Annotated in this window: 26 protein-coding genes; 20 read left to right on the top strand and 6 right to left on the bottom strand. The window is 65.9% G+C overall.

What is annotated here, in order from left to right:
- The first annotated feature begins 46 nt into the window (after nt 1-46).
- The 6 genes from cobA to AC4PTO_RS08120 all read left to right on the top strand — a co-directional run bounded on the left by cobA (nt 47) and on the right by AC4PTO_RS08120 (nt 4,830).
- Entirely contained in the window at nt 47-826 is a 780-nt protein-coding gene (cobA, locus tag AC4PTO_RS08145; RefSeq protein ID WP_492733236.1) for a uroporphyrinogen-III C-methyltransferase, read from the top strand.
- Nucleotides 823-1,128, top strand: coding sequence for a DUF2849 domain-containing protein (locus AC4PTO_RS08140; protein WP_492733235.1), 306 nt, complete (start codon nt 823-825; stop codon nt 1,126-1,128). The genes cobA and AC4PTO_RS08140 overlap by 4 nt, the downstream gene beginning before the upstream one ends.
- Complete coding sequence (locus tag AC4PTO_RS08135) at nt 1,121-2,785, top strand: nitrite/sulfite reductase (protein WP_492733234.1); 1,665 nt, start codon at nt 1,121-1,123, stop codon at nt 2,783-2,785. The genes AC4PTO_RS08140 and AC4PTO_RS08135 overlap by 8 nt, the downstream gene beginning before the upstream one ends.
- Nucleotides 2,775-3,545 (top strand): phosphoadenylyl-sulfate reductase, encoded by a 771-nt coding sequence (locus AC4PTO_RS08130; RefSeq protein WP_492733233.1) that lies wholly within the window; start codon nt 2,775-2,777, stop codon nt 3,543-3,545. Before AC4PTO_RS08135 ends, AC4PTO_RS08130 begins: the two co-directional genes overlap by 11 nt.
- A complete protein-coding gene (locus AC4PTO_RS08125) occupies nt 3,542-3,913 on the top strand; it encodes a DUF934 domain-containing protein (RefSeq protein ID WP_492733232.1) in 372 nt (123 codons plus the stop codon). The genes AC4PTO_RS08130 and AC4PTO_RS08125 overlap by 4 nt, the downstream gene beginning before the upstream one ends.
- Before the next feature lie 77 nt (nt 3,914-3,990).
- The gene (locus tag AC4PTO_RS08120; RefSeq protein ID WP_492733231.1) at nt 3,991-4,830 is read left to right on the top strand and encodes a ferredoxin--NADP reductase; all 840 of its coding nucleotides are present in this window, start codon (nt 3,991-3,993) and stop codon (nt 4,828-4,830) included.
- 124 nt (nt 4,831-4,954) lie between these two features.
- On the opposite strand, the gene AC4PTO_RS08115 is transcribed toward AC4PTO_RS08120, so the two are convergent.
- A complete protein-coding gene (locus tag AC4PTO_RS08115) occupies nt 4,955-5,662 on the bottom strand; it encodes a hypothetical protein (protein WP_492733230.1) in 708 nt (235 codons plus the stop codon).
- 135 nt (nt 5,663-5,797) lie between these two features.
- On the opposite strand from AC4PTO_RS08115, the gene infC reads away from it, so the two are divergent.
- The 4 genes from infC to AC4PTO_RS08095 all read left to right on the top strand — a co-directional run bounded on the left by infC (nt 5,798) and on the right by AC4PTO_RS08095 (nt 11,353).
- On the top strand, nt 5,798-6,391 hold the full coding sequence (infC, locus tag AC4PTO_RS08110) for a translation initiation factor IF-3 (protein WP_492733229.1): 594 nt from the start codon (nt 5,798-5,800) through the stop codon (nt 6,389-6,391).
- A gap of 466 nt (nt 6,392-6,857) precedes the next feature.
- Nucleotides 6,858-9,161, top strand: a complete 2,304-nt coding sequence (locus AC4PTO_RS08105; protein ID WP_492733228.1) for a glycosyltransferase family 2 protein — start codon at nt 6,858-6,860, stop codon at nt 9,159-9,161.
- Nucleotides 9,162-9,204: 43 nt separating this feature from the next.
- The gene (locus AC4PTO_RS08100; RefSeq protein ID WP_492733227.1) at nt 9,205-10,257 is read left to right on the top strand and encodes a glycosyltransferase family 2 protein; all 1,053 of its coding nucleotides are present in this window, start codon (nt 9,205-9,207) and stop codon (nt 10,255-10,257) included.
- A 163-nt stretch (nt 10,258-10,420) separates the two neighbouring features.
- A complete protein-coding gene (locus AC4PTO_RS08095; protein ID WP_492733226.1) occupies nt 10,421-11,353 on the top strand; it encodes a phosphoadenosine phosphosulfate reductase in 933 nt (310 codons plus the stop codon).
- 5 nt (nt 11,354-11,358) lie between these two features.
- Here AC4PTO_RS08095 and AC4PTO_RS08090 read toward each other — a convergent pair whose 3' ends face one another.
- The 3 genes from AC4PTO_RS08090 to AC4PTO_RS08080 form a co-directional block, all read right to left on the bottom strand.
- Complete coding sequence (locus AC4PTO_RS08090; protein ID WP_492733225.1) at nt 11,359-11,676, bottom strand: urease accessory protein UreE C-terminal domain-containing protein; 318 nt, start codon at nt 11,674-11,676, stop codon at nt 11,359-11,361.
- 88 nt (nt 11,677-11,764) lie between these two features.
- The gene (locus AC4PTO_RS08085; protein WP_492733224.1) at nt 11,765-11,989 is read right to left on the bottom strand and encodes a hypothetical protein; all 225 of its coding nucleotides are present in this window, start codon (nt 11,987-11,989) and stop codon (nt 11,765-11,767) included.
- Between the two features lie 132 nt (nt 11,990-12,121).
- Nucleotides 12,122-12,424, bottom strand: a complete 303-nt coding sequence (locus AC4PTO_RS08080; RefSeq protein WP_492733223.1) for a hypothetical protein — start codon at nt 12,422-12,424, stop codon at nt 12,122-12,124.
- Nucleotides 12,425-12,561: 137 nt separating this feature from the next.
- Here AC4PTO_RS08080 and pyrC point away from each other — a divergent pair, with 137 nt between their 5' ends.
- The 10 genes from pyrC (at nt 12,562) to purF (ending at nt 22,828) form a co-directional block, all read left to right on the top strand.
- Nucleotides 12,562-13,602, top strand: coding sequence for a dihydroorotase (gene pyrC, locus AC4PTO_RS08075; protein WP_492733222.1), 1,041 nt, complete (start codon nt 12,562-12,564; stop codon nt 13,600-13,602).
- A 156-nt stretch (nt 13,603-13,758) separates the two neighbouring features.
- On the top strand, nt 13,759-14,439 hold the full coding sequence (locus AC4PTO_RS08070) for an orotate phosphoribosyltransferase (RefSeq protein ID WP_492733221.1): 681 nt from the start codon (nt 13,759-13,761) through the stop codon (nt 14,437-14,439).
- Between the two features lie 238 nt (nt 14,440-14,677).
- Nucleotides 14,678-16,171, top strand: a complete 1,494-nt coding sequence (locus tag AC4PTO_RS08065) for a replicative DNA helicase (RefSeq protein ID WP_492733220.1) — start codon at nt 14,678-14,680, stop codon at nt 16,169-16,171.
- A 65-nt stretch (nt 16,172-16,236) separates the two neighbouring features.
- A complete protein-coding gene (alr, locus tag AC4PTO_RS08060) occupies nt 16,237-17,286 on the top strand; it encodes an alanine racemase (RefSeq protein WP_492733219.1) in 1,050 nt (349 codons plus the stop codon).
- Nucleotides 17,283-18,065, top strand: coding sequence for an MlaE family ABC transporter permease (locus AC4PTO_RS08055; protein WP_492733218.1), 783 nt, complete (start codon nt 17,283-17,285; stop codon nt 18,063-18,065). The genes alr and AC4PTO_RS08055 overlap by 4 nt, the downstream gene beginning before the upstream one ends.
- The gene (locus tag AC4PTO_RS08050) at nt 18,062-18,808 is read left to right on the top strand and encodes an ABC transporter ATP-binding protein (protein ID WP_492733217.1); all 747 of its coding nucleotides are present in this window, start codon (nt 18,062-18,064) and stop codon (nt 18,806-18,808) included. Before AC4PTO_RS08055 ends, AC4PTO_RS08050 begins: the two co-directional genes overlap by 4 nt.
- A complete protein-coding gene (locus tag AC4PTO_RS08045; protein WP_492733216.1) occupies nt 18,808-19,248 on the top strand; it encodes a paraquat-inducible protein A in 441 nt (146 codons plus the stop codon). The genes AC4PTO_RS08050 and AC4PTO_RS08045 overlap by 1 nt, the downstream gene beginning before the upstream one ends.
- 30 nt (nt 19,249-19,278) lie before the next feature.
- On the top strand, nt 19,279-20,646 hold the full coding sequence (gene radA, locus AC4PTO_RS08040; RefSeq protein ID WP_492733215.1) for a DNA repair protein RadA: 1,368 nt from the start codon (nt 19,279-19,281) through the stop codon (nt 20,644-20,646).
- Nucleotides 20,647-20,671: 25 nt separating this feature from the next.
- Complete coding sequence (locus AC4PTO_RS08035; protein WP_492733214.1) at nt 20,672-21,241, top strand: CvpA family protein; 570 nt, start codon at nt 20,672-20,674, stop codon at nt 21,239-21,241.
- Between the two features lie 114 nt (nt 21,242-21,355).
- Nucleotides 21,356-22,828, top strand: a complete 1,473-nt coding sequence (gene purF, locus AC4PTO_RS08030) for an amidophosphoribosyltransferase (protein ID WP_492733213.1) — start codon at nt 21,356-21,358, stop codon at nt 22,826-22,828.
- Between the two features lie 28 nt (nt 22,829-22,856).
- On the opposite strand, the gene AC4PTO_RS08025 is transcribed toward purF, so the two are convergent.
- Nucleotides 22,857-23,237: a cell division protein ZapA gene (locus AC4PTO_RS08025; protein WP_492733212.1), complete on the bottom strand. Its 381-nt coding sequence runs from the start codon at nt 23,235-23,237 to the stop codon at nt 22,857-22,859.
- Nucleotides 23,230-23,775: a hypothetical protein gene (locus AC4PTO_RS08020; protein ID WP_492733211.1), complete on the bottom strand. Its 546-nt coding sequence runs from the start codon at nt 23,773-23,775 to the stop codon at nt 23,230-23,232. The genes AC4PTO_RS08025 and AC4PTO_RS08020 overlap by 8 nt, the downstream gene beginning before the upstream one ends.
- Nucleotides 23,776-23,893: the final 118 nt, after the last annotated feature.

Here is a 23,893-nt window from a genome sequence, read left to right as displayed (position 1 = left end):
CAGGGGAAAATTTCCTATATTACAGCAAGCAAATCCGAGGTGTGCAATGACCACAGACGACCGAAAGACCGCGTTGCATGCCGGCCATGTCACCTTTGCGGGGGCCGGGCCGGGCGATCCCGACATGCTGACGCTGGCGGTGGCGCGCGCGCTTGCCGGCGCCGATGTCGTGCTGCACGACCGTCTGGTCGGTGCCGCGGTCCTGGCTCTGGCCGGACCGCAGGCGGTTCTGATCGAGACCGGCAAGCAGGGATTCGGCCCCGCCATGCCGCAAGAGGACATCTCGGCGCTGATCGTCGGGTTCGCGCGCACGGGCCGGTCGGTCCTGCGTCTGAAATCGGGCGATCCGGGCGTCTTCGGCCGCCTTGGCGAAGAGCTTGACGCGGTGGAGGCGGCGGGGCTTGGCTATTCGGTCCTGCCCGGCATCACCGCCGCATCGGCCGCCGCGGCCGCGATCGGCCAGAGCCTGACGCAGCGCGGGCGCAATGCCGACCTGCGCATCCTGACCGGGCATGACATGAAGGGCTTTGCCGAACAGGACTGGCGCGCCCTCGCCCGCCCTGGCGCCGTTGCCGCGATCTATATGGGCAAGCGCGCCGCGCGGTTCCTGCAAGGCCGCCTGATGATGCATGGCGCGGCCCCCGACACGATGCTGAGCATCGTCGAGAACGCCGCGCGCCCCGATCAGCGCGTGATCGCCACGCCGCTTTCCGCCCTGCCCGCCGCGCTTGAAGCGGTGGACGGCCCGGCCGTCCTGCTTCTGGGCATTGCGCCGCGCGGGGGTGCTGCCCTGAACCTTCCCTTCCTGCATGAGGCCGCCCGATGAGTCGCAAGTTCACCCCGAAGATCGTCACCGCCAATGACCTGCGCGCGGGCGACGTGGTCTATCTGACTGCCTCGGACGACTGGTCGCGCCATCATCACGAGGCCGAATTCCTTGAGGACGAGGCGATCGCCGAGCTGCGCCTGCTGCGTGCGCTTGGCCAGGGCGATATCGTCGTCGGGCCCTATCTGGCCGAAGCCCGGCAGGGTACCCAGGGGCCGGAACCGGTTCATTTCCGCGAGGCTTTCCGCACGCGCGGCCCCTCGAACTATGCGCATGGCAAGCAGGAAGCGACGAATGTATAAATATTCCGATTTCGATACCGCGACCGTCCGTGCCCGTGTGGCCCAGTTTCGCGGCCAGGTGGAGCGGCGCCTGAACGGCAGCCTGACCGAGGAAGAGTTCCGCCCGCTGCGCCTGATGAACGGGCTTTACCTGCAACTGCATGCCTACATGCTGCGCGTGGCGATCCCCTATGGCACGCTTTCCGCGGCACAGATGCGCCAGCTTGCCTATATCGCGGACCGCTGGGACAAGGGGTATGGCCATTTCACCACGCGCCAGAACATCCAGTTCAACTGGCCCCGGCTGACCGATGTGCCCGATATCCTCGATGCGCTTGCCGATACGCAGCTGCACGCGATCCAGACTTCGGGCAACACGATCCGCAACGTGACCGCCGATCATTTCGCCGGTGCCGCCGCAGACGAGATCGCCGATCCGCGCCCCGTGGCCGAGCTGATCCGGCAATGGTCGACCGATCACCCCGAGTTCCAGTTCCTGCCGCGCAAGTTCAAGATCGCCATCACCGGGGCCGCGGCCGACCGCGCGGTGATCCGCGCCCATGACATCGGCCTGCAAATCGTGCAGCGCGGGGACGAGATCGGCTTTGCCGTTCTGGTGGGCGGCGGGCTTGGCCGCACGCCGATGCTGGGCCAGGTGATCCGCGACTTCCTGCCCAAGGCCGACCTTCTGCCCTATCTCGAGGCGATCGTGGCCACCTACAACCTGATGGGGCGGCGCGACAACAAGTTCAAGGCGCGTATCAAGATCACGCTGTTCGAAAACGGGATTGAGACCCTGCGCGCCGCCGTGGAAGAGGAATTCCTGCGCACGCGCCCGGCCTTTTCCGGGGTCGATCAGGACTGGCTGGCCGGGATCGAGGCGCAATTCGCCCCGCCCGCCTTCCGCGCCGCCGACCCGGCCCCGTTCGAGGCCGCGCTGAAGGTCGATCCGCTGCTGCGCACATGGGCAAGCCGCAACTTGGCCGCGCACAAGCAGCCCGATCACGCCATCGTCACGGTCTCGCTCAAGGAACATGGCCAGACGCCGGGCGATGCGACCTCGGAGCAGATGCGCGTGCTGGCCGATCTGGCCGAGCGCTACGGCTATGGCGAGTTGCGCATCAGCCACGAGCAGAACGTGATCCTGCCCCATGTCGCCAGGGCCGACCTGCCGCAGGTTCATGCCGAACTGCTGCGCGCGGGCCTGGCCACGGCCAATGTGGGGCTTTTGTCCGACATCATCGCCTGCCCCGGCATGGATTACTGCGCGCTTGCCACCGCACGCTCGATCCCGATCGCGCAGCAGCTTGCCACGCATTTCCGCGACATCGGCCTGGAAGAGGAAATCGGCCAGCTCAAGATCAAGATCTCGGGCTGCATCAATGCCTGCGGTCATCACCATGTCGGCCATATCGGCATTCTGGGGCTGGATCGCGCGGGGGTGGAGAACTATCAGATCACGCTTGGCGGCGACGGCACCGAAACCGCGGCCATCGGAGAGCGGGCGGGGCCGGGCTTTGCCTATGACGAGGTCGTGCCCGCGATCGAACGGATCCTGCGCGCCTATCTGGCGCTGCGCAGCGACGCGTCGGAAAGCTTCATCGCGGCCTTCCGCAGGCTTGGCCCCGCGCCCTTCAAGACCGCGCTTTACGGCGAAGGACAACGCGATGCCGCTTGATCCGCGCAACGATATCGGCGCGCGCGTCGACGATCTGAACGAGCGCTACCGCCACCACGCGGCGGTGGCGGTCATGGAGCGCGCGCTGAAAGACCCAGCCGTGGGCGAGGTGGCGCTGGTTTCCTCGTTCGGGGCGGAATCGGTGGTGCTTTTGCACATGGTTTCGGTCATCGCGCCGGGCACGCCGGTGCTGTTCATCGACACGCAGATGCTGTTTGCCGAGACGCTGGAATATCAGCAGACTCTGGCCGAAAAGCTGCGCCTTACGGATATCCGCACGATCCGCGCCGCCGAAAGCGCGCTGAATGTCGACGATCCGGACGGCACGCTGCACCAATTCGACACCGATGCCTGCTGCACCCTGCGCAAGACCGTGCCGCTGGAAAACGCGCTTTCGGGCTTTGACGCCTGGATCACCGGGCGCAAGCGTTACCAGGGGCAGACGCGCGCCGCGCTCGATTTCTTCGAAGTCGAGACCGAGACCCGGATGAAGATCAACCCGCTTGCGCATTGGGGCCGCGACGATCTTGAGGAATACATCGTCCAGAACCGGCTGCCGCGCCATCCGCTGGTGGCGAAGGGCTATCCCTCGATCGGGTGTTCGCCCTGCACCAGCCCCGTGAAACCCGGCGAGGATCCGCGCGCGGGACGCTGGCGCAACTCGGCCAAGACGGAATGCGGCATCCACTTCATCGACGGCAAGGCCGTTCGGGTGAAGAACGCCGAGCAAGACATTGATAGCAAGGAGAAAGTGGCATGAGCGTGATCGTGCGCGACGACGGCTTCCACCCCGAGGACTGGCACGGCGCCGTAACCGAGATCGCGCCCGAGACCGACCCCGCGGCGCTGCCCGAACTGACCCGCGATGCGGGGCTGGTGCGCGTGGCTTTCCCCGCCTTCAGCGACGGGCGCGGCTTTACCCTTGCGCGCCGGCTGCGGGCGGCGGGCTATACCGGGCGGCTGCGGGCGGCCGGACATGTCCTTGCCGACCAATACGCCATGGCCCGCCGGTCGGGGTTCGACGAGGTCGAGATCGCGCCCGAACTGGCCGCCCGCCAGCCCGAGGATCAGTGGCGCGCGCGCGCCGATTGGCGCGCCCATGACTATAGGTCGCGGCTTCGGGGCTGAATTCTGCCTTTCCGATATAGCTTTTGACGCTTATGTAAGGAGCGCCGGGGGACACCCCCCTCGTGCGTAGAGAAACGATGACCGAGATTTCCGTGACCGAAGCACCCTCCACCGCCAAGACGATCCCGCCCCTGCGCACCCTGCCCGATGCCCAGACCGTGACCGAGGTCACGCATTGGACCGACCGGCTGTTCTCGTTCCGGGTTTCGCGCCCGCAGACGCTGCGGTTCCGCTCGGGGGAGTTCGTGATGATCGGCCTGCTGGACGACAAGGGCAAGCCGCTCCTGCGTGCCTATTCCATCGCCTCGCCCAGCTGGGATGAAGAGCTTGAGTTCTATTCGATCAAGGTGCCGGACGGGCCGCTGACCTCGCGGCTGCAACATATCCAGCCGGGCGACGAGATCATCCTGCGCCCGAAGCCGGTGGGCACGCTGGTGCTGGATGCGCTCTTGCCGGGCAAGCGGGTCTGGTTCCTGGCCACCGGCACCGGCATCGCCCCTTTCGCCAGCCTCATGCGCGACCCCGAAACCTACGAGAAGTTCGAGGATGTCGTGATGATGCACACCTGCCGCACCGTGGAAGAGCTGGAATACGGCCGCCAGCTGGTCGAGAACCTGCGCAACGATCCCCTGATCGGCGAGTTGGTGGGCGACAAGCTGAAATACTACCCCACCACCACGCGCGAAGAGTTCCATCACAGCGGCCGGATCACCGACAATCTCAGCTCGGGCAAGGTGTTCGAGGATCTCGGCATCCCCCCGATGGACCGTGAACACGACCGCGCCATGGTCTGTGGTAGCCTGGCCTTCAACAAGGACGTGATGGCGGTTCTGGAAAGCTTTGGCCTACGCGAGGGCGCGAATTCCGAGCCGCGCGAATATGTCGTCGAAAAGGCCTTCGTGGGCGACGGCATCTGAACGGCCGCGTCACCGGATGCGAAGATATGAAAAGGCCGCCGGAGCGTGATGCATCCGGCGGCCTTTTCGATTTGCGTCGCGCAAGGCTCCGGCAGGCAGACCGCCCGCCAGAGCCTGCACGAAATCACATCCCGAGCGCTTTCTTGACCTCGGCCACGACTTGATCGGTCATCGCCGGGTTGGCTTTCGCGGACTCGATCAGTTGCTGGAGCGAACCTTTCATCGCCGGATCGAGCGACGAGGATTCAATCATGCCCGACAGATCGTCGAGCGAGGTCGACATCGCATCCGATGCGCCCTCGGTGGCAGCATTGGCGGCATCGCCCGCGGCTTCAGTCGCGTCGCTGGCAGCTTCACCGGCGGCATCGCCTGCGCCCTCGACGGCCTGACCTGCGGCATCCATAGCCTCGCCGGCCGCATCGGTGGCGGCGTCGACGGCTTCGCCCGCGGCGCTTGCCGCGTCATTGGCCGCATCCATGGCCGCCCCGGCCGCGTCGCCGGCTGCTTCAGCCGCCGCATCGGCGGCATCGCCGGCCGCTTCGGTTGCGGCATCGACGGCATTGCCGGCCGCTTCTGCCGCGGCATCCACCGCCTCGCCCGCGGCATCGACAGCCTCGCTTGCGGCGTCGCCGGCGGCTTCTGCCGCGTTCTCGGCTGCGGTTGCGGCATCGTTCACCGCTTCGCTTGCCGCTTCACCGGCAGCGTCCGCTGCCTCGGTCGCCGTGGTCGCGGCATCATTCACCGCTTCCTGCGCTTCTTGCGAATTCATGTAAAAATAGGCCCCCGCAGCGATCGCTGCGACAACGACTACAAGTGCCAGTGCCTTGTTCATCTTCCTACTCCCTTTTGTCAGGAGAACAATGTAAGCGCGCTGTATATGGCATTGCTTTGACTGGATGAAAAGGTTTGGGCCTGCTTAAATGCCGCGGATAGGCGGTAAAACGCGAATCCGGTTGAAAGCTGCCGATTGCGGGACTATTTTGCGCGCCATTCCGCACATGGCCATAGAAGGAGCGCCACCATAGCCCGCAGACCCCATAATGCCCCGCCGCAGCGCGATACCGGCCCCCGTGTCAATGACCGTATCCGCGCGCCCGAGATCCGCCTGATCGGGGCCGATGGCGAAAATGTCGGGGTCGTGACCCCCGCACGCGCTATGACGATGGCAGAGGAAGCCGGGCTGGATCTGGTCGAGATCTCGCCCAACGCCGTTCCCCCGGTCTGCAAGATCATGGATTATGGCAAGTTCAAATACGAACAGCAAAAGCGCGAGGCCGAGGCGCGCAAGAAGCAGAAGATCATCGAGATCAAGGAAATCAAGTTCCGCCCCGGCACCGATACGCATGACTACGACGTCAAGATGCGCTCGGTGATGAAGTTCCTGGGCGAAGGCGACAAGGTGAAGGTCACGCTGCGCTTCCGCGGCCGCGAAATGGCGCACCAGCAGCTTGGGCTTGAGCTTCTCAACCGGGTTGCCGCCGATGTGGGCGATGCGGGCAAGATTGAATCGATGCCCAAGCTTGAAGGCCGCCAGATGGTGATGATGATCGCCCCCGCATAAGGCGCCGATCACCGAGAGACTGCACGAAACCTCCCGCCCTGCGGGAGGTTTTTCTTTTGCGGCGCCCGCCCGGCCCTGCGCGAAGATCTGCCTGCCGCCCTTTGCCGGGATCACGATTCGGGGTTCTGAAAGTTCGGGTCGGGGTTCTGAAAATTCGGGGCGCTAAAAATTAAAGCGCTGCGGGAGGGAGGCCCGCAGCGCATTGGGGGATAGGACGAGGGAGACCGTCACTATCCTCGGTCGGATCCCGGCGGCGGGAGAGCCGCAGTTTCAGGGAGATCGGGGATCCGATAGGCAAGTCCTATGCCTGTCCGGGCGAACCTACTTTGACTTAGGTCAAGTTGCGTTTCGCGGGGGCTGCGACAAAATGGCAAGGGATTGGCCTGCATGCGCCTGCGTTTGCACCCCTGCCGCTTCGTGTTAGGAAAGCGGGGCGCACAAAGGCTGCGGAAAGGGCAACGGGCGGATGGTCGAACTGGTCGTGATCCGGCGGCAGATGCGGGTCGATGACGGCGCCCCCGCGCTTCTGGATGCGGTGGCGTGGTCCGAGGCCGGCCCGAACGGCCAACGCCATGAAGTACGGGCCTTTTTCGCCGCACCCAGCCAACCCGAGGCGATTGCCGAAACCTGGCCCGAGGGCGGCCCCGTCCTGCGCGAAAGGCGCGCGGTGTCGGGCGGTGTGATGGTGGTGGCGGAATGGCCCACCGCCGCGCCCTGCCCCTTGCTTCTGGCCGATGGCACGGCCCGCCCGATCGGCCCCGACGCCCCCGACACGGCGCTTTTCGCCGGGCTCAACTGCCTCTTTGGCCAGCGGCTTGAGGAAAGCGTGGAGAGCGTGCTCGACTGGCTGTCCTGGCACGAGGATTTGCACGGTGCCGAAGGGGCGGTGATCGTGAACCGCGCTCCGCCCGACAGCCCCGCAGGCACGCCCGAGGAGTTTGCCCGCGCCCTGGAAGAAGGGATGCGCGCGCGCGAGCTGCACATGGCGGTGGCGATCCTTGAAAGCCCGGTGCCGCTTGGCAAGCCCGATCTTGGCCCCGAAAGCCACCTGTTCCTGGCCCCCGACGCCCCCGGCAAGGACCGGATGGAGCCCCCCGCCCCCGATCCCTGGCGCGCGCCGCTTGGGCAGGGGCTTTTGCCCGAGATCGTGAAGTGGCGCTTCCTGGCCCGCGCCCGCGCGGTGCTGACACTGGATGTGACCGACCTTCTGGCACCGCATCCGCATGGCACGCCCTCGGCCTTCGAGGCCTGCCAGCGGGCGGAATCGGGCGTCGTGATGCTTGTGGGGCGGCGGATCTACCCCTGGCGCGTGCGCACCGGTCAGCCCGCGCGCTTCGGTGATCATGTCTGCCGCCAGTTCGACGCCCGGCGCGGTATCGCACGCTGGGGTGTGGCGCCCGAAAAGGCCGGACTGAACGCCACCTGGCGCATGGTGCGCGTGGCCTATGCACAGCCCGCGCCGGACGCGATTTTCCCCTTCTGGCGCGCCATGGCGCTGCGCGTGCCCGGCCGCGCGGCCTCGGAGCTGGCGCCCAAGACCTCGCTGGTGGAGGACGCGGGGCTGCTGGATCTGGCCACGCGCGTCTGGGGCCACAAGCCGATCCGCCCCCCCGTCTCCAAACCCCGCGCGGCGCCCGCGCACGCGCTGGAGGGCGGGCGCACCTGCATCGTGACCACGATGAAGAACGAAGGCCCCTTCATCCTGGAATGGCTGGCCTATCATCGCGCGATCGGGGTCGAGGATTTCCTGATCTACACCAATGACTGCACCGACGGCACCGATACGATGCTGTCCATGCTGGAAGCCAAGGGCATCGTGCAGCACCGCGAAAACCCGTTCCGGACGATGGACCTGCGGCCCCAGCATGCCGCCCTTCAGGCCGCCGAATCCGAGCCCGTGATCCAGAATTGCGGATGGGCGATCTGCATGGATGTGGATGAGTTCATCAACATCAAGATCGGCGACGGCACGCTTGGCGCGCTTTACGCCGCCATGGGCGAGGCCAACATGATCAGCCTGACCTGGCGGCTGTTCGGCAATTGCGACGTGCACGAATACCAGGACCGTTTCCTGCTGGAGCAGTTCGACACCTGCGCGCCCGAACTGGTGCGCAAGCCGCATCAGGCCTGGGGCTTCAAGACGCTGTTTCGCAATATCGACCTTTACAAGAAGCTTGGCGTGCACCGCCCCAAGGGGCTGATCCCCGACCTCTGGGACCAGGTGAAATGGCTGAACGGTTCGGGCCGCCCGATGCCGCGCGCGATGTTCCGCAACGGCTGGCGCTCCTCGCTGGACACCTATGGCTATGACTGGGTGCAGCTGAACCACTATGCCGTGCGCTCGGCCGAAAGCTTCCTTGTGAAGCGCGATCGCGGCCGGGTGAACCATGTCGACCGCGATCAGGGGCTGAACTACTGGTTTCGCATGAACCACAACGCGGTCGAGGATCGCTCGATCCAGCGCATGTTGCCCGCGTTACGCACCGAGTGGAACCGGCTGATGGCCGACCCCGAGATCGCGGCGGCCCATGCCGCGGCAGTCGCGGCGCATCGCGCCAAGATTGCCGAACTACGCGCCACGGAAAACTACGAGAATTTCTATGGTGAACTGACCTCGGAGCGGTTCGAGAAACTGTCGCGCATGCTGCATGTCTTCGGCTCGGCCGTGTTCAACGCAGGCCCCGGCGTCATCCCCCCCGACCTGCATCTGCGCGACCTGCCGCCCGATTTCTTCTTCACCGTCCATCACGACGGAGAGGCCCGCCACTGAGCGCGCCCTTGCCCATTACGCCCCCGGCGTGACATGGTGCGCCATGCGGTTTCTTGCGGTTCTGACAGTCAAGAATGAAGGCGCCTTTCTGCTGGAATGGCTGGCCCATCACCTTGCGGTGGGGTTCACGGATTTCCTTGTCTTTTCCAACGATTGCGACGACGGCACCGACCGGATGCTGGACCGGCTGGCGGAAATCGGGCGCATCGTGCACATCCCCAATCCCGGCCCGTGGCCGCGAGGCCCGCAATGGGCGGCGCTGAAACGGGCCGAGACGCACCCTGCCCTGCGCGCCGCCGACTGGGCGATCAGCCTCGACATCGACGAATTCGTGAACATCCATGCCGGCGCGGGCCGGCTGGACGACCTTCTGGCCGCTCTGCCAAAGGCCGACGCGATCCCGCTGACCTGGCGGCTGTTCGGGAATTGCGGCGTGGTCGGGTTCACCGATACGCCCGTCACCGCCTGCTTTCCCGGCGCGGCGCCCGCGCGGATGCTCTGGCCGTGGCGGGCGGTGATGTTCAAGACGCTGTTTCGCAACAACGGACGTTACCGCAAACTGGGTGTCCATCGCCCGCGCAATCCTGACCCGGACCATCCCGGCGCACCGCGCTGGTTCGACGGTTCGGGACGCGAACTGCCTGCCGCCTTCCTTAACGGCCGTGTCTTTTCCGTGCCGGGGCAGGACAATTACCGCTTTGCGCAGATCAACCACTACGCGCTTGGCGCGATGGAAAGCTATGTGCTGAAATGCGATCGCGGGCGGGCCAACCGCGATGCCTCGGCCTTCGATCTGTCCTATTGGGTCGAGCGGAACTTCTGCTCCGAGCTGGACGCGACGATCCGCCGCTACGATGAGGCCACGGCCCAGGGGGTGGCGGAGCTGCACGCCGACCCGGTGCTTGGCCCCCTGCACGCCGCCGCCGTGGCCTGGCGTCACGACAGGTTCACGCGGCTGATGCTGGAAGAACCATTCCGCGCGCTTTTCGGCCGCCTGATGCTGACCCCGCCAAGCCTGCCGCTGTCGGCGGAGGGGGCCGCGCGGATGACCAAGCTGGGCCTGCGTGCCCGTGAAGCCACACAGGAAACAAATTGAGCCAGACCTGACAATTGTCAGGCGGTTCGGAGACAGTCCACGCATAAAACCAGACAACATCGAATTTTTGCCCTGTTTGCAGGCAGATAAGAAGTTAAACCGCCGGTCAGGCCCCGACCCGGTGGACATGAGGTTGGTTATTTCAGGAAAGACCGGGACCAAAATGCGCGAATATAACGATGCCGAATGGAATGACCGGCTGCGAGAGATCGGTAACAAAGCCGGTTTTCATACGCCGCTCGGCACATCTCACCGCGCGATATTTGCCGAGCGCGGCCCCGTGCTTCTGGTCAGCTTCGAATTGCGCGCCGACATCCGCACGCGGCGGCACGACCAGATCCCGCTGGGATATTCCGTCGCGCAGGGCGAAGGCGTCTCCAGCCTTACGCTGATCGCCGACGAGGTCAGCTGGTTCCGCACCCCCGAGGTCTTTGCCTTCTTCGACCGCCTCGTGGACGAAGGGTTCTACGATGATTTCGAGCGCGTGATCTTTTTCGGCGAAGGTTCGTGCGGCTATGCGGCGGCGGCCTTTTCCGTCACCGCACCGGGCTGCACAGTAATCGCCTTGCAACCGCAGGCGACGCTTGATCCGCGTCTGGCGGGCTGGGACACGCGCTTTCGTGACATGCGCCGCATCGACTTTACCAGCCGCTACGGCTTTGCCCCCGAGATGATCGAGGGGGCCGAAACCGCCTTTATCCTGTTCGATCCAGATCTGCCTTTCGATGCGATGCACGCCGCGCTGTTCTACCGCACGCATGTCACGCTGCTGCCCTGCCGCCATCTTGGCGAACCGGCAACCGCCGTTCTGGCCGAGATGGGCATTCTGGAACCAATCCTTGCCGATGCCTGCGCCGGGCGGTTCGACGCGCTCGCCTTCTGGCGCCATTACCGCACGCGCCGCAACCTGCCGCGCTATCTGCGCGCGCTGTCTGCCCGGCTGGAAGAGGCACAGCGCCCGTTGCTAAACGCGCTTTTGTGCCGCAACGTCGCCGAACGGCTGAACGCGCCGCGTTTCCGCGCCCGGCTGACGCAACTTGAGCAGAAATTGCAGGAATTCGGGACAGTCCTGCCCCCGTCACGCCCGCGCGCCTGACGCAATCAGGCGTTCGAGGCGGGCGGTTCGCTTTCGTCATCCTCGGGATGCAGATGCGACACATGGTGATGCACCGAGCGCCGCCCATGGCCTGCCGTCGACCCCGTGGGCGCAAACATCGGCGCGGGATTGAAGGCGCGTGTCACCTGACGCAGCCGCAGCCCCAGGGCCCGCAGCGACTCGAGCAGGCTCGCATCCGCCCTGACAAGAAGGCAATCCTCCTCGATCTGGCAGGGCGCATGGAATTGCCCGACGCAAAGCGCTGCGAGGACAAGATCCCCGCGAACTTCGGTCAGGCTTCTGGGTTCGGCATCGCTGGACATGGCCTCTCCTTCCCGGCCCGACTGACGGACCATCGGTCAGAGTATCGGCGCCCCGCAATCGCGGGGCAAGCGATAAGGTGCCGCAGGTTCAGGCGTAAAGGCGGTCGCGGAAGACATGCAGCACGATCTGGTCGCGGCGGATACCCTGCTTTGCCAATTCCTCGTCGCTCATCGCCTCAAGGCGCGCGATCTCGCCGGTGCGGCAGCGACGCTCGAAATAGGCATTGATGAAGCGGGTGATCGCCTCGGTGTTCAGGCCTATGGCCTTGAAGAAGCTTTGTTCGCGCGGTGCGACAGCGGACGTATGTGCCATTTGGAAACCCCTGATGGATTAGGACAGGACAGTTTCCCCCCTGCGACAGGGAATAGTATGGCATTCCTGCCGCAACAATCGACATTTCCGCAACGCCGCCATGCAGCAAATGCACGGCCCACCAAACGTCCCTCAGCAGGCAAAAGCGCGCGCGCGGACCTCGTAGACATCGGCGCCGGGTTCGACACGATCGAACACGACGCGGTTGGCGCCGTCCTGACGCGCCTGCTCCAGCACCTTGTTGCGCGCATAGCGCAGCCCCTGTTCGGCCAGAACCGGGCCATAGACGCCGGGCTCCATCGAGATATGCGAAACCAGCCGGCATGCGGCCACCTCGCCTTCCTCGACTGCCAGGACGCCGCCCACCCCGGTAAAGCCGGGATCGTTGCAGCCGGTCACGCCAAGCAAGGGAAATAGCAACATGTAGCGGCGCATCTGACGGCCTTTCTCTGATCGGGTCACGGGCTGGTCAAAGGTTGCCCCCGCCGACCGCACATCGCAAGCCCCGCAAATCCGCGCGGGCGCAAATCCGCCTCTGGATTCGGGACCAGAGCCGGTGTAGGCCAATAGCCATGACCCAGATCACCCTCCGCCGCCCCGACGACTGGCACCTGCACCTGCGCGACGGCGCGATGCTGCAAGGCGTACTGCCCGAAACCACGCGCCATTTCGCCCGCGCCATCGTGATGCCGAACCTGGTGCCGCCCGTGGTGACCGCCGCCCAGGCCGAGGCCTATCGGGACCGCATCCGCGCCGCCCTGCCCGAAGGCAGCAGCTTCGAGCCGCTGATGACGCTCTACCTGACCGAAGAGACCGACCCCGCCGACGTCGCGGCCGCCGCCGCCTCGGGGCTTGTGAAGGCGGTGAAACTTTATCCCGCGGGTGCCACGACCAATTCCGCCTCGGGCGTGCGCGATTTCGACAAGGTGCGTGCGGTGCTGGAAACCATGGCCGAAATCGGCCTGCCGCTTTGCGTGCATGGCGAGGTGACGACGCCCGAGGTCGACATCTTCGACCGCGAGGCCGTCTTCATCGACACCGTGCTCGACCCGCTGCGCCGCGCAACGCCGGGGCTGCGCGTGGTCATGGAACATATCACCACCCGCGACGGGGTGGACTACGCCCGCAGCCAGGGCGACGATCTGGGCGCGACGATCACCACCCACCACCTGATCATCAACCGCAACCACATTCTCGTGGGCGGGATCAAGCCGCATTACTACTGCCTGCCCGTGGCCAAACGCGAGACCCACCGCCTGGCCCTGCGCGAGGCCGCGACCAGCGGCGATGCGCGCTTTTTCCTCGGCACCGACAGCGCCCCCCATGCCGACCACCTGAAGGAACATGCCTGCGGCTGCGCGGGCTGCTTCACCGCAACCAATACGATGCAGCTTCTGGCGCATGTCTTCGACGAGGAAGGCCGGCTGGAGAACCTCGAAGCCTTTGCAAGCCGCAATGGCCCGGCATTCTACAGCCTTGCGGAAAACACCCGGACCCTGACACTGGCGAAAACCGAAACCCCGGCCAGTTGGCCCGCCAGGATCATCACCGGCGCCGGCCCCGTGACGGTGTTCGATCCGGGCTTTCCGGTCTTCTGGCATGTGCTCGACTGACCCCCTCACCTTTGCGGAAATATCCCCGCCGGAGGCGCAGGCCGGCCAAGGATAACCGCGCGCGGGGGCGTGACGCCCCCCGCCCCCCTCGGGCGCCGGACGCTCCGCGGGGGATATTTGAACGAAGATGAAAACCGCACGACAAGGACTTATGACATGATCCCCAGCTCGTTTCCCGCCCGCGAAGAGATTGCCCGGCTGACCGCGCGGATGCTTCTGGAAATCAGGGCGGTGCATTTCAATGCGGCCGAGCCGTTCGTCCTGGCCTCGGGGCTGCCCTCGCCGACCTATATCGATTGCCGCAAGCTCATCAGCTATCCGCGCATCCGGTCGACCCTGATGGATTTCATGGCCGTCACCGTGATGCGCGATGCGGGGTTCGAGGCGTTCGACAATATCGCGGGCGGCGAGACCGCGGGCATCCCCTTCGCCGCGATGGTGGCCGAGCGGCTTGCCCTTCCGATGAGCTATGTGCGCAAGAAGCCCAAGGGATATGGGCGCAACGCCCGGATCGAGGGCGCGATGTCCGAGGGCGACCGCGTGCTTCTGGTCGAGGATCTGACGACCGATGGCGGCTCGAAGCTGAGCTTTGTCGATGCGATCCGCGAAACCGGGGCAAGCTGCGCGCATACGGCCGTCATTTTCTACTACGGGATCTTCCCCGAAACCGTGCCCACGCTGGAGAAGCACGGGGTGAAGCTGCATTTCCTGTGCACCTGGTGGGACGTTCTGGCCGAGGCCCGCGCGCAGGGTGCCTTCGATGCGGACACGCTTGACGAGGTGGAGGCCTTCCTGACCAACCCGCGCCCCTGGCAGCAGGCCCGCAAGAAGGGCTGAGCGGGAGCGAGAAATCCGGGGGTATCCCTGTGGACCGGCTGTGGAGCGTTTCGGGGCCGAATCGGGGATCTTCGCGGAATTGGACAAGCGGGCACCACCGGTGGTAGCCTGCCGCAAAAGACCCACAAGAAGCGCCACCTGACCGGCCCGGAACGGGCCGGTTGTCCCCCGAGTTATCCAGATGGCCTGGGCGACGCATACGGGATAAGGCAACGCGGCGGGCAAGCAGAGGCAGATCATGAACGACGGCGGCGCAATCGCGAATTCCCCGGCCCTTCCGGCAAATGCGGACACGCTTCCGCATAACATCGAGGCCGAGCAGCAGCTTCTGGGCGCGATCCTGACCAATAACGACATCTATGACCGCGTGGCCGCGATCATCAAGCCCGAGCACTTCTTCGAGCCGGTCCACCAGCGCATCTACGAGGTTGCCATCGCGCGCATCCAGAAGAACGCGCTTGCCTCTCCGGTCACGCTCAAGGCGTTTCTCGAGGACGATCCGGGGCTGAAGGAACTTGGCGGCCCGGCCTATCTGGCGCGCATCGCGGGCGCGGCGATCGCGGCCTATGCGGCGCGCGATTATGCGCAGATGATCTATGAGCTGGCCGTGCGACGCGAACTGATCCGGCTGGGCGGCGACATTTCGGCGCGCGCAGCGCAAGTGGTGGTGCAGGACGACCCGCGCGAGCAGATCGTCGCGGCCGAGCAGTCGCTTTACCGGCTGGCCGAGCAGGGCCAGGCCGAAAAGGGCTTTGTCTCTTTCCTCAAGGCCGTGACCGAGGCCGTGCAATCGGCTAATGCCGCCTATCAGCGCGACGGTGGGCTGGCGGGCGTTTCCACGGGGCTGCGCGATCTGGACAAGAAGCTGGGGGGGCTGCATCCCTCCGACCTTCTGATCCTTGCGGGGCGCCCGTCGATGGGCAAGACCTCGCTGGCCACGAACATCGCCTTCAACATCGCCAAGGCCTTCAAGCGCGGGCAGCGCCCCGATGGCAGCGAAGGCGCCGTCGAGGGCGGCGTGGTGGGCTTTTTCAGCCTCGAGATGTCGGCCGAGCAGCTGGCCGCGCGGATCCTGTCCGAGGCGTCCGAGGTTCCCTCGGAGCAGATCCGCCGCGGCGACATGACCGAGGGCGAATTCCGCCGCTTCGTGGAGGCCGCGAAGGCGTTGGAAAGCTGCCCGCTTTACATCGACGACACGCCCGCCCTGCCGATCAGCCAGGTTGCCGCGCGCTGCCGGCGGCTGAAGCGGACGCATGGGCTCGATGTCGTGATGGTGGACTATCTTCAGCTTCTGCGCGGCACCGGCAAGGGCGAGAACCGGGTGCAGGAAGTGTCCGAGATCACGCAGGGCCTCAAGGCCATTGCGAAAGAGCTGAACATCCCCGTCATCGCGCTTTCGCAGCTGAGCCGGACGGTCGAGAGCCGCGAGGACAAGCGCCCGCAGCTGGCGGACCTGCGCGAATCCGGCTCGATCGAGCAGGACGCCGATGTGGTGATGTTCGTCTACCGCGACGAATACTACAAGGAACGCGAGAAGCCGGGCGATCACGAACTGGAAAAGATGGCCGCCTGGCAGCAGATCATGGAACAGGTGCATGGCAAGGCCGAGGTGATCATCGGCAAGCAGCGCCACGGCCCCATCGGCTCGGTCGAGCTGGCCTTCGAGGGGCGCTTCACCCGCTTTTCGGATCTGGCGAAGGCCTGGCAGGGCGACGGTTCGGACGCATTCTAGGCGGCATGCGCGCGCGCCCGGCCAATTCCCCTTGACCTTCGCGGTCGGGCTGTCAAAACAGCGCCATGGCTACTGCATCGCTTCGTATCGACCTTGACGCAATCGTCGCCAACTGGCGCGCGCTTGACGCGCTGAGCGGGCCTTCCACGCGCACCGGCGCGGTGGTCAAGGCCGACAGCTACGGCCTTGGCGCGGCGCGGGTGGCGCGCACGCTGCTGCGGGCGGGCGCACAACAGTTCTTCGTTGCCGCCGCCGAGGAAGGCGCGGCCCTGCGCCAGGCCCTTGGCGAAGGGCCCGAGATCCTTGTCTTTTCGGGCCATATGGCGGGCGATACCGAGATGATCGGCGATCTTGGCCTGACGCCGATGCTGAACTCTCTCGAACAGGTCACGCGGCATTTCGAGGCCCTGCCCGGCGCGGCCTTCGGGGTGCAGCTGGATACCGGCATGAACCGCCTGGGTATGGAAGCGGCCGAATGGGAGGCCGTGGCGCCGATCGTGCTGGCCTCGGGGCCCCGCCTTGTCATGAGCCATCTGGCCTGCGCCGACGATCCCGCCGATGCGATGAACGCCCGCCAGCTGGCCGAGTTTCGCCGCATGACCGACGGTCTTGGCGTGGCGCGCTCGCTTTCGGCGACGGGGGGCATCCTGCTGGGGCCGGACTATCACTTCGACCTCACCCGTCCCGGCATCGGCCTGTATGGCGGCCTGCCCTATGAAGAGGCGCGCCCCGCCGTGCGCCTGACGCTGCCCGTCGTGCAGGTGCGCGACGTGCTGGCGGGCGAGACCGTGGGCTATTCGAACACCTGGCAGGCCGAAGCCGACAGCCGCATCGCCACGGTGGCCGCCGGCTATGCCGACGGGCTGATGCGCACCCTGTCGGGGATTGGCACACTCTGGGCCGACGGCACGCCCTGCCCGATCGTCGGGCGCGTCTCGATGGACCTGATCACCGTCGACATCACCCACCTGCCCGAGGCCCCAAAGGCCCTTGACATCCTGTGCGCCGATCAGGGCGTGGACGATCTGGCCGATGTCGCCGGCACCATCGGATACGAGATCCTGACCTCGCTTGGCCAACGCTATCAGCGCCACTATGGCGGGAGCGCGGCGTGAGCCTTGCCACCCCCCTTGCGCATCTTGGGCGCACCGTTCTGGGCGGGCTGGCCGCCACGGGGCGGTTCGCGCTTTTCTGCCTCGATACGCTGGCCCATGTGCTGCGCCCGCCGTTCTACCTGCGCGAGTTTCTTTATGCCTGCCTTCAGATCGGGTGGCTGTCGCTGCCCGTGGTTGGGCTGACGGCGGTCTTCACTGGCGCGGCGCTTGCGTTGCAGATCTATGCCGGGGGCGCGCGGTTCTCGGCCGAATCCGTGGTGCCCTCGATCGTGGCCATCGGCATGACGCGCGAGCTTGGCCCTGTTCTGGGCGGGCTGATGGTGGCGGCGCGCGTGGCCTCGTCCATCGCGGCGGAAATCGGCACGATGAAAGTGACCGAACAGATCGACGCCTTGGTAACTTTGTCCACCAACCCCATGAAATACCTTACGGTTCCGCGTGTCCTTGCGGCGACGATGACGGTGCCGGTGCTGGTCGGCGTGGGCGATGTGATCGGCATCATGGGGGGCTGGCTCGTGGGGGTGAACCGGCTTGATTTCAACTCGGCCAGCTATCTCAAGAACACCTGGGATTTCCTTGAATTCTGGGATGTCGGCTCGGGCCTGGTGAAGGGCGCGGCCTTCGGCTTCATCGTGGCGGTGATGGGCTGCTATCACGGAATGAACTCGGGCCGCGGCGCGCAGGGCGTGGGCCGCGCCACGAAATCGGCGGTGGTCGGTGCCTCGGTGCTGATCCTGGCGGCGAACTACCTTCTGACGGAGGCGTTCTTCTCGGCATGATCGAACTGAAATCCGTGCATAAATCCTTTGGTGCCAACGCGGTGCTGCGCGGGGTGGACCTGACCGTCCCGAGCGGCGAAAGCATGGTCATCATCGGCGGTTCCGGAACAGGAAAATCCGTTCTTCTCAAGTGTATACTCGGCCTTATTCATCCAGACAGCGGCGCCATCACGCTGGACGGTCAGGACGTGGAGAAAGCCGCCCGCGATGCCTTTCTGGCCCGCTTCGGGATGCTGTTTCAGGGCGGCGCGCTGTTCGATTCCCTCCCCGTCTGGCAAAATGTCGCGTTCCGGCTGCTGCGCGGCTTGAAGAAGCGCCCAAAGGCCGAAGCGCGCGAGATCGCCATCGAAAAGCTGCGCCGCGTGGGCCTGAAACCCGAGGTGGCGGACCTCTTTCCCGCTGAACTGTCGGGTGGAATGCAAAAGCGCGTGGGCCTTGCGCGCGCCATCGCCGCCGAGCCCGAGATCATCTTCTTCGACGAACCCACCACCGGGCTTGACCCGATCATGGCCGGCGTCATCAACGAGCTGATCCGCGAGATCGTGGTCGAGATGGGGGCCACGGCGATGACCATCACGCATGACATGACCTCTGTCCGCGCCATCGCCGACAAGGTGGCGATGCTGCATGGCGGCAAGGTGCGCTGGACCGGCCGGATCCAGGAAATGGATGCAACATCCGACCCTTACGTCCAGCAATTCATCCACGGCCGCGCCGAAGGGCCGATCGAGTCGGTGCGCTGATGCTGCGGTGGGCAAACCTTGCCCTCCTCGTGCTGTTCCCGATCGCGTGGTTTGCGCCGCTTCTGCGCGCGGGCCTTCTGCCGTTCTTCGAGCTTGACGCGATCTCGGTGATCACCGGGCTTCAGGCGCTGTGGGAAAAGGATGTGGCGCTTGCGCTTCTGGTGACGCTCTTCGCGCTTTTCGCGCCCTATGTGAAAACCCTCGGCCTTGCGATGGTGCAGTTCCGGCTGGCCTCGCCCCGCATCCTGCCGGCGCTGCAAATCCTGGGAAAACTGGCGATGGCCGACATCTTCCTGATCGCGCTTTACATCGTGCTGGCCAAGGGCGTGGGCGTCGGCCGGATCGAGACCGGCTGGGGCCTTTATCTTTTCACCGGCTGCGTGCTGACCAGCCTGGCGATTTCCCACCTTGCGGCGCGGCGCCCCGCGCCCCGGTCTTGAAGCGCCCGCGACGATCGGGCAGGAAGGCACATGGCCAAGGCTCAATCCTCATTCACCTGTTCCGCCTGCGGGGCGTCCCATTCCAAATGGAGCGGGCGCTGCGATGCCTGTGGCGAATGGAACACCATCGTGGAAGAGGCGGCCCTGTCCTCGGGGCCCGGCACGCGCAGCCTTGGCGCGGCCAAGGGGCGGGCGATCCCGCTCAGCAGCCTTGCCACGCAAGAGCCGCCGCCCCCGCGCACCCGCTCGGGCATGGAAGAGCTGGACCGCGTTCTGGGCGGCGGGCTGGTGCCGTCCTCGGCCATCCTTGTGGGCGGCGATCCGGGCATCGGGAAATCCACGCTGCTGTTGCAAGGCGCTGCAAGTTTCGCGCGCAACGGGCTGAAATCCCTTTACATTTCCGGTGAAGAGGCCGCCGCTCAGGTGCGCATGCGCGCGCAGCGCCTGAACCTTGCCGACGCGCCCGTGCAACTGGGCGCAGAGACCAACCTGCGCGACATCCTGACCACGCTCGATGCCGAGCGCCCCGATCTGGTGGTGATCGATTCCATCCAGACCATGTGGGCCGACATGGTCGACAGCGCGCCCGGATCTGTCAGTCAGGTGCGCGCGGCCTGCCACGAGCTGGTGACCTTCGCCAAGAAGCGCGGCACCGCCGTGATCCTTGTGGGCCACGTCACCAAGGAGGGCCAGATCGCCGGCCCCCGCGTGGTCGAGCACATGGTCGACACGGTGCTCTATTTCGAGGGCGAGCGCGGCCATCAGTTCCGCATCCTGCGCGCCGTGAAGAACCGCTTCGGTCCCGCCGACGAGATCGGCGTGTTCGAGATGACCGGCGGGGGCCTGTCCGAGGTGGCGAACCCCTCGGCGCTGTTCCTGTCCGAACGCGGACAGGCCGCGCCCGGCTCGGCCGTCTTTGCCGGGATCGAGGGCACGCGGCCGGTCCTGACCGAGATCCAGGCGCTGGTCGCGCCCTCCTCGCTCGCCTCGCCGCGGCGCACGGTGGTGGGACTCGACTCGGGGCGCGTGTCGACGATCCTCGCGGTTCTGGAAAGCCGCTGCGGCATTCCCTTCGCGGGGCTGGACGTGTTCCTGAACGTGGCGGGCGGCATGAAGGTGCAGGAACCCGCCGCCGATCTGGCCCTTGCCGCGGCCCTTCTGAGCGCGCGCGAAGATGTTGCACTTCCGCCCGATATGGTGATTTTTGGCGAAATCAGCCTGTCTGGCGCGCTGCGTCCGGTCGGTCAGGCCGAAAACAGGTTGAAAGAAGCCGAGAAACTTGGTTTTTCACAAGCGATCGCCCCGGAACGGACAAAGGCCGAAGGGGGCGGCGGGATGGCGTTGCGCAAGCTGCCCGATCTCGTGACATTTGTTGGGGACATGTTTGGCGCGGGCTGACGCGCGCCGCCGCAGGAAGGACAGCATGGAAGGCTTTACCATCATCGACGCCATCGTGGCGGCCATAATCGTCTTGTCCGCGGTGCTTGCCTACAGCCGCGGCTTCGTGCGCGAGGGGCTTTCGATCGCGGGCTGGATCGCGGCGGCGGTGCTTGCCTATGTCTTTGCCGATGCGGCCCGCCCGCTGATCGCGCAGATCCCGGTGCTGGACAAGTTCCTGGGCGACAGCTGCGAACTGGCCACAATCGGCGGCTTCGCGGCGGTCTTCGCGCTTGCGCTTGTCGTCTTCTCGATCCTGACGCCGCTGTTTGCCTCGGTCGTGCAGCGCTCGGCGCTTGGCGGCATCGACCAGGGGCTGGGCTTTCTGTTTGGTGTGCTGCGGGGCGTCGTTCTCGTGGCGGTGGCTTTCGTCGTCTATGACCGCGTCGTGGTGAACGAGGCGATCCCGATGGTGGACGATTCCCGTTCCGCCAAGGTGTTCGAACGCATGAGCGGCCAGGTCGACGACTCCATGCCCGAGGATGCGCCCGGCTGGATCGTTTCGCGCTATGAACAACTGGTCAGCAAATGCGCTGCACCGGCGGCAGCCAACTGAGCGTTACGGAAAACGTGACCGTTCTGTAACAGAAATACCGGGCCGCGGGGCGTGACAGTCCCGCGGTTTGCCATTAAATGACGCCGTGACCTCCCCGGATTCGGAGCCTCCCCCATGACCAACCCGGCGCGCCCCTTCCTGTCGCACCCTTTTGACGATGACAAACTGAAGGAGGAATGCGGCGTTTTCGGCGTGATCGGCGTGGCCGACGCCTCGAATTTCGTGGCGCTTGGCATGCACGCGCTGCAACATCGGGGGCAAGAGGCCGGCGGCATCGTCGCCCATGACCCACAACAGGGTTTCAACTCGGCGCATCGCTTCGGCTATGTGCGCGACAACTTCACCAAGGCGAGCCTGATGGAAACCCTGCCCGGCCAGTTGGCAATCGGGCATGTGCGCTATTCCACCGCCGGGGCGAAGGGCGCGGTGATCCGCGACATCCAGCCCTTCTTCGGCGAATTCTCGATGGGCGGCTGTGCGGTTGCCCATAACGGCAACCTGACCAATGCCGACGCGCTGCGGCGCGAGCTGATCGAGCGCGGGGCGATTTTCCAGTCCGGCTCGGACAGCGAATGCATCATCCACCTGATGGCGCGCTCGATCCAGAAGCACCACGCGGATCGCATCGCCGATGCGCTGCGCCGGGTCGAGGGCGCGTTCTCGGTGGTTGCCATGACGCGCACCAAGCTGATCGGCGTGCGCGATCCGCTTGGCGTGCGCCCGCTCGTGCTTGGCCGGATCGGCGAGGCAGGCTATGTGCTTTCGTCAGAGACCTGTGGCCTGGACATCATCGGCGCCGAATTCGTGCGCGAGATCGAGCCGGGCGAGATGGTGGTGATCCAGGACGGCAAGATCGACAGCACCCGCCCCTTCCCGGTGGCCAAGTCGCGTTTCTGCATCTTCGAACATGTCTATTTCTCGCGCCCCGACAGTATCATCGGCGGCCGCTCGGTCTATGAGACGCGGTTGCAGATCGGGGTGGAACTGGCGCGCGAATCCCCGGTCGAGGCCGACCTGGTCTGCCCCGTGCCCGACAGCGGCACCCCCGCGGCCATCGGCTACAGCCAGGAAAGCGGCATTCCCTTCGCGCTTGGCATCACGCGCAACCAGTATATGGGCCGCACCTTCATCGAACCGACCGAGCATATCCGCAACATGGGCGTGCGGCTGAAGCTGAACGTCAACAAGGGGCTGGTGCGCGGCAAGCGCGTCGTGCTGGTGGACGACTCGGTCGTGCGCGGCACCACCTCGCGCAAGATCAAGGAGATGATCCTCGAGGCCGGCGCGGCCGAGGTGCATTTCCGCATCGCAAGCCCGCCCACCGCCTGGCCGTGCTTTTACGGCGTCGACACGCCTGACCGCGCCAAGCTGTTGGCCGCGCGCATGACCGAAGAGGAAATGCGCGAATGGATCGGCGTGGACAGCCTGCGTTTCGTCTCGCTTGACGGGCTGTATCGCGCGGCGGGCGCGGCATCGGGGCGCGATGCCGCCTGCCCGCAATATTGCGATGCCTGTTTCTCGGGGGAATACCCGGTCGCCCCGTCGGACCAGCTTGCGGCGGGATTTCAGATGAAGGCGGCAGAATAGGCCGCCCTGCGCCCCGCCCGGACGGGCCTCAGACGGCTTCCTCGACCCGGTCGGCAAGCGCCTCGGCGCGCGCCGCGATCTCGGCCAGCGTTTCGGTGACATCGGCGGGAATGACCGGCACCTCGGTGCGCGCGGGATTGGCCCGCGCCTCTTCCAGCGCCGCCTCGGCCGCGTCGGCACGATTGCGGGCCTCGCGCAGCTGATCCTCGATCCCGGCGGTCTTGTCGGCCAGCATCAGCCCCGCCATCAGCAGCATGCGCGCCTCGGGCACGCGCCCGCCGATCGCGCCCATCAGCGCATTCGCCTCGGCATCCAGCAGCTCGGCCGCGGCGCGCAGGAAATGCTCTTCCCCGTCCTGGCAGGACACCTCGAAATCGCGCCCGCCGATCGTGATCTTCAGCTCAGCCATGGCCAGTCTCCGTCGCCTTTTCCGCCGCCTCGAGGATCGGGTCCAGCGCCCCGAGGATCGTCCCCATCTCCTGCGCCTCGGCCGCGCGCGCGGCGCGCAGCGCCTCAAGCTCGGCCTGCATGGCGCGGTTGATCAGATGCGGCTCCACCGCGCCCTCGGCATCGCTGAGCAGGCTGTTCGTGGCCACCAGCTCGGCATTGGCCCGCCTGAGGCGCGTGATCTCGGATTGCGCGGCGTCAAGGTTCCGCGTCGCCTGCGCCAGCTTTTTCTCAAGCGCAGAGAGCGTGGTCTCCTGCTTTTCGCGGATCGCGCGGACCCGTTCGGAAAGCTGCGCATTGGCGGTGCGCTCGGCCTCCAGGGCGTCGCGCAGCGCGGCCAGTTCGGCATCGTCCTGCGCGGCCGCGCCGGCCGCCGGCGGCGCCTCGGCCTCGGGGCGGGGTGCGGGCGCGCCGTTCCTTGCGCCAAGAACCTCGACCCCCCGGCCAATCCGCTCCAGTGCAAAGCTGATCCGGCGTTCGTATTCGGCGATATCGCTCATCCTGCCTGCCTCCGGTATATGCCCGGTCCTTGATCGTTCCTGCCGGATGTCCCGGCCTGCGGGGCGCAGATGGCGCACGAATCGCACGCCTGCCCTTCAACACCGATCTTAAACAAAG

The organism is Rhodobacter maritimus (assembly GCF_058747975.1).
Note: the sequence above shows the minus strand (reverse complement) of the source record. Positions and strands in the feature narration are given on the sequence as shown.

Coding starts and splice junctions, on each gene's coding strand:
- radA (WP_492733215.1), top strand. CDS start 19,279: ATGGCCAAGGCTCAATCCTCATTCACCTGTTCCGCCTGCGGGGCGTCC.
- AC4PTO_RS08130 (WP_492733233.1), top strand. CDS start 2,775: ATGCCGCTTGATCCGCGCAACGATATCGGCGCGCGCGTCGACGATCTG.
- cobA (WP_492733236.1), top strand. CDS start 47: ATGACCACAGACGACCGAAAGACCGCGTTGCATGCCGGCCATGTCACC.
- AC4PTO_RS08125 (WP_492733232.1), top strand. CDS start 3,542: ATGAGCGTGATCGTGCGCGACGACGGCTTCCACCCCGAGGACTGGCAC.
- pyrC (WP_492733222.1), top strand. CDS start 12,562: ATGACCCAGATCACCCTCCGCCGCCCCGACGACTGGCACCTGCACCTG.
- AC4PTO_RS08090 (WP_492733225.1), bottom strand. CDS start 11,676: ATGTCCAGCGATGCCGAACCCAGAAGCCTGACCGAAGTTCGCGGGGAT.
- AC4PTO_RS08115 (WP_492733230.1), bottom strand. CDS start 5,662: ATGAACAAGGCACTGGCACTTGTAGTCGTTGTCGCAGCGATCGCTGCG.
- AC4PTO_RS08095 (WP_492733226.1), top strand. CDS start 10,421: ATGCGCGAATATAACGATGCCGAATGGAATGACCGGCTGCGAGAGATC.
- AC4PTO_RS08045 (WP_492733216.1), top strand. CDS start 18,808: ATGCTGCGGTGGGCAAACCTTGCCCTCCTCGTGCTGTTCCCGATCGCG.
- AC4PTO_RS08135 (WP_492733234.1), top strand. CDS start 1,121: ATGTATAAATATTCCGATTTCGATACCGCGACCGTCCGTGCCCGTGTG.
- AC4PTO_RS08085 (WP_492733224.1), bottom strand. CDS start 11,989: ATGGCACATACGTCCGCTGTCGCACCGCGCGAACAAAGCTTCTTCAAG.
- purF (WP_492733213.1), top strand. CDS start 21,356: ATGACCAACCCGGCGCGCCCCTTCCTGTCGCACCCTTTTGACGATGAC.
- AC4PTO_RS08050 (WP_492733217.1), top strand. CDS start 18,062: ATGATCGAACTGAAATCCGTGCATAAATCCTTTGGTGCCAACGCGGTG.
- AC4PTO_RS08120 (WP_492733231.1), top strand. CDS start 3,991: ATGACCGAGATTTCCGTGACCGAAGCACCCTCCACCGCCAAGACGATC.
- alr (WP_492733219.1), top strand. CDS start 16,237: ATGGCTACTGCATCGCTTCGTATCGACCTTGACGCAATCGTCGCCAAC.
- AC4PTO_RS08025 (WP_492733212.1), bottom strand. CDS start 23,237: ATGGCTGAGCTGAAGATCACGATCGGCGGGCGCGATTTCGAGGTGTCC.
- AC4PTO_RS08100 (WP_492733227.1), top strand. CDS start 9,205: ATGCGGTTTCTTGCGGTTCTGACAGTCAAGAATGAAGGCGCCTTTCTG.
- AC4PTO_RS08020 (WP_492733211.1), bottom strand. CDS start 23,775: ATGAGCGATATCGCCGAATACGAACGCCGGATCAGCTTTGCACTGGAG.
- AC4PTO_RS08070 (WP_492733221.1), top strand. CDS start 13,759: ATGATCCCCAGCTCGTTTCCCGCCCGCGAAGAGATTGCCCGGCTGACC.
- AC4PTO_RS08105 (WP_492733228.1), top strand. CDS start 6,858: ATGGTCGAACTGGTCGTGATCCGGCGGCAGATGCGGGTCGATGACGGC.
- AC4PTO_RS08140 (WP_492733235.1), top strand. CDS start 823: ATGAGTCGCAAGTTCACCCCGAAGATCGTCACCGCCAATGACCTGCGC.
- AC4PTO_RS08065 (WP_492733220.1), top strand. CDS start 14,678: ATGAACGACGGCGGCGCAATCGCGAATTCCCCGGCCCTTCCGGCAAAT.
- AC4PTO_RS08080 (WP_492733223.1), bottom strand. CDS start 12,424: ATGCGCCGCTACATGTTGCTATTTCCCTTGCTTGGCGTGACCGGCTGC.
- AC4PTO_RS08035 (WP_492733214.1), top strand. CDS start 20,672: ATGGAAGGCTTTACCATCATCGACGCCATCGTGGCGGCCATAATCGTC.